The following is a 14,196-nucleotide window of genomic DNA, read 5'->3' on the forward strand; positions in this document are numbered from 1 at the left end:
ACAGTGACCTCCCTGTCAGCCGATCACAGCGAAAGCGGTCATCCCGTAGGACGGTCGCGTCGTGTCGCTGCCGGTGTAGGCAGCCGAGATCGGGCGGATGCCGGCCGCCTGCTTCGCGAGTGGGATCACGGCGCGACCGTTCACGAGAGTGGCGCTGTAGGCCTTCGAGCCCACCAATACTGTGACGGTTCCACCCGGGGCGATGGACGCTCGGGACGAGACGGCGACCGTCACCGACCAGCTCTGCGTGCTCAGGCCGAGATAACGGTTCGGAGTGACGGTGAGCGTGGAGGCATAGCGGACGAACACGCCGGTACTCGTGGCCCGGGCGGAACCGCCGGCCCCGGTCGTCGCCGTCACGGAGACCGCGATGGTGGACCCGATGTCGGCTGGGGCGACACGGTAGGTCGACCCGGTAGCGCCCGCGATCGGCTCCCCGTCTCTCACCCACTGGTAGGCGACGGTGACCGGCGGAGACCATTCTCCGGAGTCGGCGCTCAGCGTCTTCCCGACCGCCGCCTCGCCGCTCACGCTCGGCGCCCTCGAGGCGGCAGGGGCGGCGGGAGCCGGATCGGCATAGGCGAGATACGTGGCGACGTAGTCCTTCGGCGCCAGGAACACGAAGCGTCCGGGGAAGTCCGTGGCGAGGCGCGCGATCATGGCGGCCACGTCGGTCGGTGTGGTGGGGCCGCTGTAGGTCTGGTACGTGATGAACCGCGGCTTGGACGCATCGGGCGTCTGCGCACGCAGGTCCGCCTCGATCTGGGAGACCCCCGCCGTGGTCGCGCGCGAGTCCTGAGCGATCTGGGTGGCACCGAACTGTTTGATGTCACCCTGACCGCCGTAGTAGCCCAGGAACGTCCCGGTGATCCCGGGCGCAGCGGCAACGTACTGCGCGGTCCGCGTCGAGTTCACGTCTCCCATGTCCCACAGCGTCGCCGACGTGATCCCCGCGTTCGACATCGTCGTCGCGTTGTCCTGCAGCCACCCCGACCACACGGGATCGGGGGTGTCGGCTCCCGGATATCCGAGCCCGTCCGGGCCGCCGACCAGTTCGGCGCTGGCCGGTGTGTTCGCGTAGAGCCAGGATGCCATCGGCGAGGCCAGCTGCAGAAGCAGCGGGCTGATGCTGTACCCGTAGGGGAGGGTGGCCGCGCTCGGATCCTTCAGGTCGCGCGGGGTGACGTTCTGGTTGTACGACAGGTTGTCGCCGTCGGACGCGTTGAACGTGACGTAGATCGTGTCCGCGGTCGCCGCGGTGGCCTGCGGAGCGCGTTGGCTCACGCTGCTCGTCGACGGGAAGCTCGACCAGAGCGACGCATTGCCGAAAAGGTCCGCCGCATACCAGTAGAGGCCGTTGGTGAAGGCCATGCTCGCACCGCAATCGCCGCAGTTGGCGCTGTAGCCCATCACCGGAGTCTTGGCCGGGTACCGCTTCATGATCTCGGTCGCGAGAGCCTGTTGCGCGGGCACGGTCCAGTCGAGGTTGAAGACGAATCCCCGCGTGGCGGTCGCGTAATCGTAGAGACGCCACGGGAGGGTCTGCCAGTCGCTGCGGAGCCCGAGGTAGAAGGCTGCGGATCGGTCGGTCGCCGGGAGCTGTTCGTCGATCGCCCAACGGTAGGCGGCCTCGCGGCTCTGGCCGATGAACGAGTAGTCGGTCGTAGGCGTGGCCGTGCCGAGCACACCCTGCACCACGGGGACCAGGGACGCGTCGATGGGGAGCGCGTCGTGGATCCCGGCGGCCGTCATCGCGATGTCGAAGGTCCACTCCCGTTCGGTGTCGTAGAGCGCGATGCTGTGCGCTGCTGTCGGGTACGCCGTCAGGAGGGCGACGAGACCGGGATCGGTCGCTGCTGTCCCCGGGAGGTCGATGTGCCCGCGGCCGGAGAAGTCGCCGCTGTCTGTGACCCAGTTGTGCTCGATCGACGTCTCGTACAGGTAGACCTTCGCGCCGTCCCGGTTGATGATGCCCTCGAGAGCGCGGGCGGCGAACTTCGCCTGCGGGGAGTCGTTCGTGATGTCGACGACTTTGACCGGCGTCTGCGCCGCGGGGGTCTTCGGTATGAGAGCAGCGACGGACACGACCGCAGGGGCCACGATCGTGACGGCAGCCGTCGCCTGGTGCGACGCGCCCGATGCTGTGAGGGTCAGCGTGCCGAGCGCCGCCCCATCCGGCACCGGCACCGCGAGGGCGATGTCGCCGAACCGGTCGGCGATCGTCGTCGCGGCGAGCGGCCCACCGGCCGAAGAAACCGCGACGGACTCCCCCGGGGCGTAGCCTGTGCCTTCGACGCGGACCGCATCGCCCCGCGCGACCTCGTGGTGGCCGATGATCCGCAACGCAGTCGCCGGGATGGCCGAACGCGGAGTCACCGGCGCCGATTCGGCGGAAGTGACGGTGCCGCCGGTCTCTAGGGCGACGAAGACGTACGGCTGCCCGTTGGTGAGGCCGGTGATGGAGCACTCGGTGGACGGCTGGTGGATGGTGCAGGTCTGTGCGCCCGGCTTGGCGGTGATCGTGTAGTCGCCGACCTCGGCGCCGTCGGCCAGCGCGACCGTGGCACTGCCGTCTCCTGCCGAGGCCTGCGGGGCTGCAGGTGGTGCGGGCACGGGCTTCAGGTCCAGGATGTTCACGGCGTTGCGGTCGCGATCCGTCACGTACGCGTACCGTCCGTCGCCCGTGATGTCGACCATGAATGCACCCCATGGGCCGGACACCGAGGTGGCCTGCCCGGTCGCGACGTCGATGAGCGAGACGCCGCCGCTCGTCTTCGTGACGACCATCGTGGAGCCGTCGGGCGTCGCCTTCACACCCGACGGAGTGCCGTCGAGCGCGATGGTCGCCGTCGTCACGCCGGTCGTGGTCTCGACCACGGCGACCGTATTGGCGCCGGCGTTGGTGACGTACGCGCGGCTTCCGTTCGGGAGGAACGCCACGTCGGCGGGATTCGCCCCGACCGAGAGCGTCGCCACGACGCTGGCGTTCGACGGGTCGATGACGCTCACGTTGCTGGAGCCGGGATTCGCGACCCACAGGCGCGCACCTCCCGGGCTCAGGGCGAGCCCCATCGGGTTGCTGCCGACGCCGACGGTGTGCGTGACGCTGAGCGATGCCGTGTCTACCACAGAGACGCTCGACGAGCCGTAGTCCGCCGCGTAGAGTGTCGCCCCGTCTTCGGAGATCGCCAGGCCGAAGGGGTTGGTACCGACGGTGACGCTCCCGACCACCGTGCCGGTCGCTGTGGAGATCTTGCGGATCGCGTTCGCGTTGAAGTCGGAGGTGTACAGCGTCTGCCCATCCGGCGAGATCGCGAGCCCGATGGGGCGCCCGCCGAGCGTCCAGCTATCAGATACTGTTTGGGTGGCGGTGTCGATGACCTTGATCGTGCCGTCACCCTGGTCCGCCACGTAGGCGCGCGCGCCATCGGGCGAGAGCTTCACCCATGCCGGGCTGACGCCGACCGAGAGTTCCTTGACGAATCCGGGTGATGTCGCTGCCGCCGGAGTCGCTCCGACCATGATCGCGAGCGCCCCGACGGCTATCGCCGCCGCGACCTTGATTGCTGTTCGCATACCACTCCTTTGTGCAGCACGGTTGACTTGGAGGTTAAGCTATCTGATAGGCAAGCTGACGGCAAGCCCGAGTTCCCCGGCGGTCCACCGGGCGCTACTTCAGTGCGCCCGCGGTCAGACCCGAAGTGATGCTCCGGTTGAAGAGCACGAAGAGCACGAAGGGGACGACAGCGGAGACGAGCACTCCCGCGGCTACGACCGTGTCCTGGATGAGGTCCGGACGCTCCACGCTGCCGCGCAGGAGGGAGATCGCCACGGGCAGCGTCCGCTTGTCGGGCGATTGCAGGATGAGCAGGGCGAACAGCAGATCGTTCCACAGGTTGAGGAACGTGAAGCTCGACAGCGTGAGGAACGCCGGCTTCGCCACCGGGATCGCGATGCTCCAGAAGAGTCGCCAGGTGTTGCACCCGTCGATCCGTGCTGCATCGATGATCTCCGACGGCAGCGCGGTGAAGTACGACGACATCATGAACGTCGCGAACGGGAGGCTGAGGCCGACGTAGACCAGCACGAGCCCGGCGTGCGTGTCGATCAACCCGATGTCGAGGACGACCTTGAAGATAGGGATGATCAGCACGGTGACGGGCAGGATCATGATCGCCATCACGACCCGCAGCAGCGTCTGACTGAACGGGAATGGAATGAGCGAGAACGCGAAGCCGGCCATGCTCCCGAGGACGACCGTGATCGCCGTGCCGAGCACGACCACGATGACGGAGTTGAGCACGTAGAGCCCGATGTTGCCCGAGGTGAACACCGCTTGGAAGTTGTCCAGCGTCGGCGGGATCGGGAACGACAGCCGGTCAGCGAGGTAGGCGCCGCGGGTCTTGAACGCCGTCTCGATGAGGAAGACGAACGGATAGATCGTGCTCACGCCCAGGACCAGGAGGCCGAGGAAGGCGAACACTCTGCCGATGCGCGGTGGTCGGCGCCGGCGTTTGCGGGTCGCGCCCACGGGACGCCCTGTCCGGGTCTCGGTGATGGTCGGTTCGGAGACGATCGTCATCATCGGGCTCCCTCGAGTCGGCGCTCCCGTTTCGCAGCCCGGGACTGGTACAGGAAGTAACCGCCGAGCAGCACGGCCATCACGATGAAGATGACCATTCCGATGGCGGCGGCATAGCCGGGATTCCCGTATTTGAACGCTGTGTTGTAGACGAGGAGGTCGAGCGTCGTCGACGAGTTCCCCGGGCCGCCCTGCGAGAAGGCGTAGATGATCTGGACGGAGCCGGAGAAGACCGAGATCAGGACCATGATCGTCCAGAATTCGATGATGTGGCGGACACCCGGCATCGTCACGTGGAAGAAGCGACTCCACCACCCTGCCCCGTCGAGCTCCGCCGCCTCGTAGAGCGACGCCTCGATGCCGCCGAGCGCGGCCGAGTAGAACAGGACGCCCATCCCGAAGCTGGACCAGACGAGCAGTGCCCCGACGACCCACATGATGATGTCGGTGTTCACCGTCCATTGCTGGGCGAAAGCGCCCAGCCCGGCTTGGCGCAGCATCGCGTTGAGGGGGCCGTCCGGCCCGAGGATCACGACGAACAGGGTGCCGATGACGGCCGGTGACACCAGTACCGGGAGGATGTAGGCGATCTTGAACGCGCCGCCGAGCGGGATCCGGTCATGGATGACGGCGGCGAGCAGCAACGGACCGAGCACCCAGATCGGAACGAGCGCCAGCAGTTTCAGGCTGTTTCCGAGCGCCGCGAGGAAGACGTCGTCCGAGAACATCTTCGTGAAGTTGTCGAACCCGGTGAAGACCGGATCGGCGATGCCGTTCCAGCGTGTCATCGCCAGGAAGACACCCTCGAAGATCGGGTAGATGCGGATGACGAGGAGGATCGCCATCGTCGGCCCCAGGAACAGCAGGAGCGTTGGGATGTTCCGGATCCAGCTCCGGGCGCCGCGACGGCGATCCACCTCAGTCGTCATGTTCGTCACTTCGTCGGGAACAGGGTCTCTCGCTGATCGACCCGCGACTTCTCAGCGGCGTCGAGCGCTTCCTTGACCGTGGTCTTGCCGAGCATCGCGAGCTCGATCTGCGTCTGGAAGATGTCGTTCGTCTTCGAGTCCTGCATGCTGTGGGCCATGAGACTCGTCGGCAGCTTCTTCAGCGCGGCGACGATCGACGCCGCCCCGGGGTTGGCCTTCTCGTACTTGTCCCAGCTCACGCCGGAGTTGTTGGGGAAGAGGCCCAGGTCGTCGAAACGCTGCTGCTGGTACTTCGCGCTCTCGAGCTCCTGCGCGAACTCGGCGGAGAGCTTCTTCATCGGCGAGAAGCTGGTGACGGCCCAGACATTCTGGGGGCCTGCGGGGACGAACGTCGGCGACCGGTCCACCTTCAGCGTCGGGAGGTAGCCGACGTTGTCCGCACCGATCCCGGGGGTCTGCGCGTCCTTGGTGGCACCGAACGGCTGCACCTGGCTGTAGATCGCGAAGGTCATGCCCGCCTTGCCGTCGGTGAAGGGCTGGAAGCCGTCCGGATAGAACGGGGTCGAGGGCATCTCGGAACTGAAGCAGCCGTCCTGCAGGAGCTTCATGCCGGCCTCGACTGCTGTGGTCACCGGCTTCGCGTTCAGAGGCTGCGTGTAGTTCAGAGACTTCTTGACCGCCGACTCATCGGCGACTCCCGGCCACAGCGCCGAATAGATCCAGCCGGTGAGGTAGCCCTCCTTGTTCCCGCCGGCAAGCGGGATGTATCCCGCCTTCTTGATGGCGCCGCAGGCCGAGATCAGCTCGTCGAGGGTCTGCGGGGGGTTGTCGGGGTCGAGCCCGGCCGCGGTGAAGATCTGCTTGTTGAAGGCGATGCCGACACCCTGGAGGCCGATCGGGACGCCGTAGGTGTTGCCGTCGAACTCCGTCCCCTCCCAGCCCGAGAGCGACTTGCGGGTGTCCGCGCTGATGTAGCTCTGGATGGGAGCGAGGGCGTCCTTGATCGCGAGAATGTCGCCCCAGGGCAGCGTCATCACGACGTCGGGGCCCTTCTTGGCCTGCGCTGCGGCTTGGAGCAGGGTGCGCACCTGAACGGTGTCGGCCGGCTGCTGCACCCGCTTGATCTTCACACCCGGGTGTTCCTTCTCGAACGCCGCGGAGGCGTCGTCGAAGGTCGAGACCCATTTGGGGTCGTTCTGGAGATCCCAGACGGTGATGGTTCCGGTCGTCGCGCCGTCGCTGCTTCCGCCGTTGCCGGAGGTGCAGGCGGAGACGCCGAGCAAGATGGCGAGACCGCCGATGCCCGCGAGGATCCGACTCGTTCGTTTGCGCATTGCAGTTAGACCTCTCTGTCTGTGGCTGTGAATGCGACCAACCTCGGGATGAACGACGTGACCTCACGGGTCACAAGATCGTCGGTGGTTGATGGCTGAGGCGAACCTATCAGATAGTTATCGCTCCTGCCAACCCTCACCCCCGAGGTCGACCATCCCTCACACGCCGAAAGCCTCGAGGTCAGCACGCGTCGCACGGAGATGCTTGCGCATCGCAGCCCGGGCGGCACGCTGGTCGCCCGCCTGGATCGCGGTCAGGATGGCGCGGTGCTGCTCGAGCACGGGGCCGAGCGTCAGCCCACGGCGGGCGTGGCCGGACACGCTCAGCCGCCGGCTGGCGCTGAGCGCGTCCGAGAGCTCCTGCATGAGCAGCGCCATCATCCTGTTGCCGGTCGCGTCGGCGAGCAGACCGTGGAACTTGAGGTCCTCGCGGCTGAAGGACTCCGCGTCACCCACGCTGTCGGCCATCGCCTCCACCGTCTCCGCCATCTGCGCGATCTGCGCGCGCGAGGCGTTCTGCGCCGCGAGGGAGGCGATCTGCACCTCCAGCGCGTGCCGGATCTCGAGCAGGTCGAGCGCAGCCCTGCTGTCCCGGCGGACCGCGGAGCGGAAGAAGTTGCCGACGCCTCGGCCGTTGAGTGACGACACGACCGGCCGGCGACCGTTGTGGATGTCCACGAGCCCGCGGGCTGCGATCTCGCGCATGGCCTCGCGCACCGTGAGCCGGCTGACCTGGAGCGTCTCGGCGATATCGCCCTCGCCCGGCAGGCTGTCGCCCGGCTCGTATTCATCGAAGACGAGATGCTCCAGATAGTCGGCGGCTCGTTGAACCGACGATCCGCTCCCCTTCGACTCGGCTTTCTGCGCCATCGACATTGCTCCGTTTCACTGCGTGCCATCTGCGGGAGGGTCGGCTATAAGGCGGTTAGACCTTGACACAGCAAACCTATCTGATAGATTTCCCGCAGTCTTAGCTTCAACTGAACACAATGGAGGACAAGGATGTCAAACGGCACTGTACCGCTGAGCGCAGTGGTGGTGGGAGCCGGTGCGGGTGGGACGCTCAGCATCGACGCGCTCGAGCGATCGGAGCGGTTCACCCTCACGGCCGTCGCCGATCTCGGCGAGGCGGCACGGGCCCGGATCGACGATCGGTTCGCGGGACGTGTGCGGACGTACCCGTCGGCCGAGGAGATGTTCGCCGCAGAAGCAGTCGATGTCGTGTGCGTGTCCACCTATGCCCCGACGCACCTTCCGCTCGTCGAGTCCGCGCTCGCGCTGCCGACCACGCGCGGTCTCCTCGTCGAGAAGCCCCTCGGCGACACGACTGCGGCCGGTGCCGAGATCCTTCGGCTCATCCGGGCGCACGGCCTGCCCGTCGTCGTGCCGCACGGTCTCGCCGCGCAGGCCGCTCCCAGCGAGATCGTCTCTCGCGTCCATCGCGGCGACATCGGCCGCCTCCGGCTCGTCGAGATCGAGTGCAACGAGTGGGACATCATCAACGCGGGCATCCACTGGCTCCAGTTCTTCGTCTCCCTCATCGGCGACGACCCGATCGAGTCCGTGCTGTCCGCCGCCGACACCTCGACCGGAACCTTCCGCGACGGCATGCAGGTCGAGACGGAGGCCGTGACGTTGGCGCACACCCGCGACGGGGTACGGCTCGTCCTGGAGACCGGCGATCACATCGAGATGGCGCGGATGGACACGGTCGCACTCATGCGTATCGTGGGCGACCGGGGCTTCATCGAGTACGGAGCCTACGAGCGGGCGTACACCCTGGTCACGCCCGACCGCGATCGGGAAGTCGTGACGCTCGACGAGTTCGCGGTGAGCGGCCATCAGCGTCATCTCGAGCACCTCGCCGCCCAGATCGAGGCCGGCACGACCGACTACGCCATCCCCGACTCCTCGCTCCGCGCTCTGGAGGCGGTCGAAGCGGCCTACCTCTCTCACCGCGCCCGCAGCACCGTCCGGCTGCCCCTCGCCGATCACGGCGCCGGCACGCCCTGGGCGGGCTGGGACCCCGGCGCGCCCTACTCGGGCACCGGCGGCGGACGCAACGGCCGGGAGCTCTGATGGGCGCACCGGTCCGGATCGGGATCATCGGAGCCAGCTGGCGCGCGCAATACATCCTGCGCATCGCCGCCGCCGCACCCGAGCGATTCGAGGTCGGCGGGATGCTCGTCGCCCGCGAGTCCTCCGCCGAGAGCGCCCGCGCGCGCTGGGGCGTCGCCGCCACCACCGACCGCGCCGCCTTCCTCCGCGAGGGCTTCGATTTCGTGGTGATCTGTGTTCCTCGAGACGTCGCGCCGGAACTCACGACGGCCGCCGTCGCCTCCGGGCTCCCCGCCCTGATCGAGACACCGCCCGCTGACACGGTGGACGGTCTCCGCGATCTCTACCGATCGCTCGGCTCGTCCGCGCCGGTCCAGGTCGCCGAGCAGTACCCCCTCCAGCCCCAGATCGCGGCGCAGCTCGCGGTCGCACGTTCCGGCCTCCTCGGCGAGGTGCACCAGGTGCGCGCGTCGTTCGCCCACGGCTACCACGCGCTGAACGTGATCCGCCGGGCCCTCGGCGTCGGGTTCGAACCGGTGACCGTCTCCGGTGCCGTCGTGTCCGATCCCGTCGTCGCGGTGCGCGGTCGCGACGGGAGGCTCGACGAAGCGCTCCCGGTCGTGGCCGACCGCACGATCGCCCTCCTCGAGTGGGGAGGTCGCTCGGCGGTCTACGACTTCGACGGCGAGCAGTACGTTTCGCCGATCCGGCGGAGGAGTCTCTCGATCACCGGCTCTCGCGGAGAGCTCGAAACCGACTCGGTGGCCTATCTCGACCAGGACGACGACCCGGTGGAGGAGACCCTCCGCCGTCACGCGACGGGCCTCGACGGCGATCTCGACGGTTACCACCTCGAGCGGATCACGCTCGGCCCGCGCACGCTCTACTCGAACCCGATGCGCGGCGCGCGGCTGAACGACGATGAGATCGCGGTCGCCGACCTGCTGCTGCGGATGTCGGAGTTCTGCCGTGGCGGCACGTCCTTCTCAAGCCTCGCGGACGCCTGCCACGACCACGCCCTCGGACTGCTTGTCGAGGCGTCGGCACGCGCCAGGACGTCGCTGACGTCTGAAGCGCAGCCGTGGGACTCCGCGCAGAGCGACACCCGGACGGCGGCTGCCCGATGAGCCCCGCTGCGCTCCCGTTGACCATCCAGTGGGGCGACGATCTCGTCAGCGCCACCATCGAGGTCGACGAGCACGCTCGGGTCGGAGTCACCAGACTGGCGCCGGCGGGGAGTGAGCGGCCGGCCATCCGTCCGCAGATCGCCCTCGGACCTGTGGAGCTGTCCATCACCGGCGACAGGCTCCCCCAGGGAAGTCGGCACGTCGACTACGGCACGACCGCCGGGCTGCGGTACCGCTCGCACAGGATCGAGACAGAGGCCGACGGCACCACGCTTCGAATCGTCCAGACGGACGCGCACGGGCGACTCGACATCGAGACGACCTGGAGGCTCTCCGGCGGAATCGGCGTGCTGAGCTCGAGCAGCTCCGTCCGCTGCGTGGCCGACGAACCGGTCCAGCTGGACTACCTTTCCTCTTTCGTCCTCAACGGGCTGGAATCGTTCGAGTCGCCGGACTGGGATCGGACCACCAGGCTGTGGATCGGCCGGAACACCCTCTGCGGCGAGTTCCAGTGGACGGACCACGCGCTCACCGACTTCGGCCTCTACGACGTCGGCTTCCCCTGGGACGTCGACAACTCCTCCAAGCAGCGCATCCAGGCCTACTCGGTCGGGACCCAGCCGACGACGGAGTCCCTCCCTGCCGGCGCCGTGACCAGCAGCCGATACGACGACTGCGTCTTCTGGCAGCTCGAGCACAACGGCTCCTGGCAGTGGGAGGTCGGGGAGCACCGTTCGGCCGTCTCGGTCAGTGCGAGCGGTCCCACCGATCAAGAGCACCAGTGGAGCCTGGAGCTGCGGCCCGGTGACACGTTCACCTCCGTTCCGGCCTCGATCGCCGTCGTGCCTGGCGGAATCGGTGAGGCGATCGCTGCTCTGACCTCGCACCGCAGGCGGGTCCGCCGGGAGCACCAGGATCTGACGACTCTGCCGGTGGTGTTCAACGACTTCATGAACTGCCTCCAGGCCGATCCGAGCGAGGACAAGCTCCTCCCGGTCATCGACGCCGCCGCCCGCCTCGGCTGCGAGACGTTCTGCGTTGACGCCGGCTGGTACAGCGACGAAGCAGGCTGGTGGACGACGGTCGGCGGCTGGGAGGAGTCGTCCGAGCGCTTCCCGCACGGCCTGGCCGCGGTCTTCGATCGGATCAGGGATCGCGGGATGACGGCGGGGCTGTGGATCGAGCCCGAGGTCATCGGGGTGGACAATCCGCTCGCGGCGGACCTTCCCAGCGGCGCCGTCTTCGAGCGCAAGGGACGGCGCATCGACGCGGACGGACGCTTCCAGCTCGACTTCCGCTCTCCTGCGGTCGTGGAGCGCATGGACGCGGTCATCGACCGGCTCGTGGCGGACTACGGGCTGGGTTACCTCAAATTCGACTACAACGTCAACGCCGGTGTCGGCACCGATCACGGCGGCCTCGAACCGGGTGTCGGCCTGCTGGGGCACAACCGTGCCTACCTCGCGTGGGTCGACGGCATCCTCGATCGGCATCCCGGTCTCGTCATCGAGTCGTGTGCGAGCGGTGCCGCGCGGGCCGACGGAGCGACGCTGCAGCGTCACCCGATCGCGTCGACCTCCGACCAGGCGCACCCGCTCGCGTACATCCCCATCGCCGCCGGTGCGGCCACGGCGATGCCTCCCGAGCAGGCTGGGATCTGGGTCCTGCCCGAACCGGAGTTCACGGACGAGCTGCTTGCGCTCAGCGTCATCAACGGCCTCATCGGCCGCCCGCAGGTCAGCGGCGGCTCCCCGAAGCTGGACGACCGGCAGGCGCGGATCGTCACGGACGGGCTGGACCTCTACAAGAAGTATCGGCACGCCATCCCCCGCCTGACGCCGCAGTGGCCACTCGGCCTTCCGTACTGGACGGACGAGCGGTTCGCCTACGCACTGGCGGACGCCGAGCAGACGATCGTCGCCGTCTGGCGCCGCGAGGGCGAAAGCAGAATCGTCGTCCCGCTCGACACCGCGGCCGCCTCCCTCGGCGTCGATGCGATCTACGGTCTCGACCCCGACCGGGTCGGCTGGGATCCCACAACCTCCGCACTGACCATCGACTTCCCCGACACCCCGGCGGCCGCGCTCGTGTGGCTCCGGAACCTGGACCGCACAGACCATACAGAGAAGGACGAGAGAGAACGATGACCGAACGGCTCGCAGTCGTGGCCATGGGCTTCTGGCACGTGCACGCCCCTGAGTACGCCGCCTACGCCGCCGAGCACCCGCGGACCCGACTGGTCGCCGTCTGGGACGACGACATCGAACGCGGGACGGAGGCCGCCCGGAACCTCGGCGTGCCGTTCGAACCGGACATGCGGCGTGCACTCGCGCTAGCGGACGCGATCACCCTGACATCGGCGACGACCCGGCACACGGAGATCGCTCTCGCCGCTGTCGACGCCGGCATCCACGTCTTCGCCGAGAAGCTGCTCGCGCCGACGGTCGCCGAATGCACCGCCATCCTGGACCGGGGCGCCGAGACCGGCGCCCGAGTGCAGGTGTCGCTGCCGCGCCTCTACGACGGATCGACGACCACCATCGTCGATACGATCGCGTCCGGCGTGCTCGGGCGCATCTCCTACGCCAGGGTCCGGCTCTCGCACCACGGCGCCACGGACGGCTGGTTGACCGACCGGTTCTTCGACCCCGCGGAGGCGGTCGGTGGCGCGCTGACGGATCTCGGCTGCCACCCCGTCTACCTGACTCAGCTCTTTCTGGGACTCGACGTGTCCACCGTGTCCGCGACCTACGGCCGGCTCACCCAGCGGCGGGTCGAAGACAACGCCGTCGTGACCCTCGGCTACGAGGACGGCAGGATCGGTGTCTGCGAGACCGGTTTCGTCACCCACGCCGACCCGTTCTCGATCGAGGTGCACGGCACGGACGCCGCCCTCCGGTTCGCCGAGGGGGACCCGACGGTCACCCTCACCCAGCCTGGCGGCGTGCACACCCCCCTGCCGATCGCCGGAGACTCCACGTCGGCCTTCGACCAGTGGGTCGACCACATCGTGGCCGGGACGTCGGCGACCGACAATCTGACCCGCGCCGTCGCACTGACGGATGTCGTCTCGGCCGCGAACGACGCGGCCTCGACCGGAACGACCCGGCACCTGAACGCCCGACTCCGCCACCACCTGTAACCGAAGGACCTGTTCAATGACTGCACCATCCACCACTCCTATCCGCGTCGGCCTGATCGGCGGTGGCGGGATCGCGGGCTTCCACATCGGGGGCTACGCGGGCTCGGCGGACCGGATCGCCATCACCGCGGTGGCGGACGCCCACGCCGAGACCGCGGCTCGGCGTGGAGCCGAGCTCGGAGTGCCGCACTACCCCGGCATCCAGGAGCTCCTCGAGAACGAGGACGTCGACGCCGTCGACATCTGCCTTCCGCACCATCTCCACCGCGACGCGATCATCACGGCGGCGAAGGCGGGCAAGCACATCCTGTGCGAGAAGCCGCTCTGCCTGACGCACGAGGAGGCCGCCGACGTCCGTTCCGCCGTCGAGGAAGCAGGTGTCGTGCTGATGTGCGCGCACAACCAGCTCTTCCTCCCCCCCGTCGCCGCCGCGCGTGCGATCATCGACAGCGGCGCCCTCGGCGACGTCTACGAGGTCAGGACCGCCGACTCGTTCCGGAGCGACATGACGCCGGAGACCATGGGCTGGCGCTCTCACGCTTCGACGGCGGGTGGCGGCGAGCTGATCGACACCGGGTATCACCCGGCGTACCTCCTGCTCCACCTGGCAGGCGCCACCCCCGAATCCGCAGTCGCCGTGCTCTCCACGCATCGGCTGCGCTGGATGGAGGGGGAGGACTCGGCGCAGGTCCTGTACACCTTCGACAACGGTGTGGTCGGGCACCTGACGACGTCCTGGGCGTATGAGCCTGCCCCCGGCGCCGAACGCTTCAGCGTGGTCGGCGAACGGGGATCCCTGTCGTCGGACGGCACATCGCTGGCGGTCGCGCTGAACGGACAGCCGGCCGAGACGATCACCTTCGAGGCCGTCGACACCTTCGTCGCCGAGATCGCGCACTTCGCCGACAGTGTCGCGGCCGCGACACGCCCGCTGCACTCCGAGAAGGAGGGCATCGAAGTTCTCGGGATGATCCTCGCCGCCTACGAGTCATCGCGAACGGCCGCCTTCGCATCCGTCCGGTGA

10 protein-coding genes are annotated in these 14,196 nt (G+C 68.1%); 5 read left to right on the forward strand and 5 right to left on the reverse strand.

Going from position 1 to position 14,196, the window contains the following annotated elements; translation table 11 throughout:
* Nucleotides 1-15: 15 nt before the first annotated feature.
* From KNO15_RS13765 to KNO15_RS13785, 5 genes are all read right to left on the reverse strand, one after another.
* Complete coding sequence (locus KNO15_RS13765) at nt 16-3,576, reverse strand: glutaminyl-peptide cyclotransferase (RefSeq protein WP_241704304.1); 3,561 nt, start codon at nt 3,574-3,576, stop codon at nt 16-18.
* Nucleotides 3,577-3,670: 94 nt separating this feature from the next.
* Complete coding sequence (locus KNO15_RS13770; RefSeq protein WP_241704305.1) at nt 3,671-4,585, reverse strand: carbohydrate ABC transporter permease; 915 nt, start codon at nt 4,583-4,585, stop codon at nt 3,671-3,673.
* Complete coding sequence (locus tag KNO15_RS13775) at nt 4,582-5,511, reverse strand: carbohydrate ABC transporter permease (RefSeq protein WP_241704306.1); 930 nt, start codon at nt 5,509-5,511, stop codon at nt 4,582-4,584. The genes KNO15_RS13770 and KNO15_RS13775 overlap by 4 nt, the downstream gene beginning before the upstream one ends.
* Nucleotides 5,512-5,516: 5 nt before the next feature.
* Nucleotides 5,517-6,845, reverse strand: coding sequence for an ABC transporter substrate-binding protein (locus KNO15_RS13780; RefSeq protein ID WP_241704307.1), 1,329 nt, complete (start codon nt 6,843-6,845; stop codon nt 5,517-5,519).
* A gap of 159 nt (nt 6,846-7,004) precedes the next feature.
* Nucleotides 7,005-7,715 carry a FadR/GntR family transcriptional regulator gene (locus KNO15_RS13785; RefSeq protein ID WP_241704309.1) on the reverse strand — a complete coding sequence of 237 codons (711 nt, stop codon included), beginning with the start codon at nt 7,713-7,715 and terminating at the stop codon, nt 7,005-7,007.
* 132 nt (nt 7,716-7,847) lie between these two features.
* Here KNO15_RS13785 and KNO15_RS13790 point away from each other — a divergent pair, with 132 nt between their 5' ends.
* The 5 genes from KNO15_RS13790 to KNO15_RS13810 are packed head-to-tail and all read left to right on the forward strand — an operon-like array spanning nt 7,848 to nt 14,196.
* The gene (locus KNO15_RS13790; RefSeq protein ID WP_241704311.1) at nt 7,848-8,924 is read left to right on the forward strand and encodes a Gfo/Idh/MocA family protein; all 1,077 of its coding nucleotides are present in this window, start codon (nt 7,848-7,850) and stop codon (nt 8,922-8,924) included.
* Nucleotides 8,924-10,030, forward strand: a complete 1,107-nt coding sequence (locus KNO15_RS13795) for a Gfo/Idh/MocA family protein (RefSeq protein WP_241704313.1) — start codon at nt 8,924-8,926, stop codon at nt 10,028-10,030. Before KNO15_RS13790 ends, KNO15_RS13795 begins: the two co-directional genes overlap by 1 nt.
* Entirely contained in the window at nt 10,027-12,177 is a 2,151-nt protein-coding gene (locus KNO15_RS13800) for an alpha-galactosidase (protein WP_241704314.1), read from the forward strand. Before KNO15_RS13795 ends, KNO15_RS13800 begins: the two co-directional genes overlap by 4 nt.
* Complete coding sequence (locus KNO15_RS13805; RefSeq protein ID WP_241704315.1) at nt 12,174-13,172, forward strand: Gfo/Idh/MocA family protein; 999 nt, start codon at nt 12,174-12,176, stop codon at nt 13,170-13,172. Before KNO15_RS13800 ends, KNO15_RS13805 begins: the two co-directional genes overlap by 4 nt.
* A gap of 16 nt (nt 13,173-13,188) precedes the next feature.
* Complete coding sequence (locus KNO15_RS13810) at nt 13,189-14,196, forward strand: Gfo/Idh/MocA family protein (RefSeq protein ID WP_241704316.1); 1,008 nt, start codon at nt 13,189-13,191, stop codon at nt 14,194-14,196.

Origin of the sequence: Leifsonia shinshuensis (assembly GCF_022606355.1) — a bacterium.
In the GTDB taxonomy this organism is placed as follows: Bacteria; Actinomycetota; Actinomycetes; order Actinomycetales; family Microbacteriaceae; genus Leifsonia; species Leifsonia shinshuensis_B.

Coding starts and splice junctions, on each gene's coding strand:
- KNO15_RS13790 (WP_241704311.1), top strand. CDS start 7,848: ATGTCAAACGGCACTGTACCGCTGAGCGCAGTGGTGGTGGGAGCCGGT.
- KNO15_RS13795 (WP_241704313.1), top strand. CDS start 8,924: ATGGGCGCACCGGTCCGGATCGGGATCATCGGAGCCAGCTGGCGCGCG.
- KNO15_RS13800 (WP_241704314.1), top strand. CDS start 10,027: ATGAGCCCCGCTGCGCTCCCGTTGACCATCCAGTGGGGCGACGATCTC.
- KNO15_RS13770 (WP_241704305.1), bottom strand. CDS start 4,585: ATGATGACGATCGTCTCCGAACCGACCATCACCGAGACCCGGACAGGG.
- KNO15_RS13785 (WP_241704309.1), bottom strand. CDS start 7,715: ATGGCGCAGAAAGCCGAGTCGAAGGGGAGCGGATCGTCGGTTCAACGA.
- KNO15_RS13765 (WP_241704304.1), bottom strand. CDS start 3,576: ATGCGAACAGCAATCAAGGTCGCGGCGGCGATAGCCGTCGGGGCGCTC.
- KNO15_RS13810 (WP_241704316.1), top strand. CDS start 13,189: ATGACTGCACCATCCACCACTCCTATCCGCGTCGGCCTGATCGGCGGT.
- KNO15_RS13780 (WP_241704307.1), bottom strand. CDS start 6,845: ATGCGCAAACGAACGAGTCGGATCCTCGCGGGCATCGGCGGTCTCGCC.
- KNO15_RS13775 (WP_241704306.1), bottom strand. CDS start 5,511: ATGACGACTGAGGTGGATCGCCGTCGCGGCGCCCGGAGCTGGATCCGG.
- KNO15_RS13805 (WP_241704315.1), top strand. CDS start 12,174: ATGACCGAACGGCTCGCAGTCGTGGCCATGGGCTTCTGGCACGTGCAC.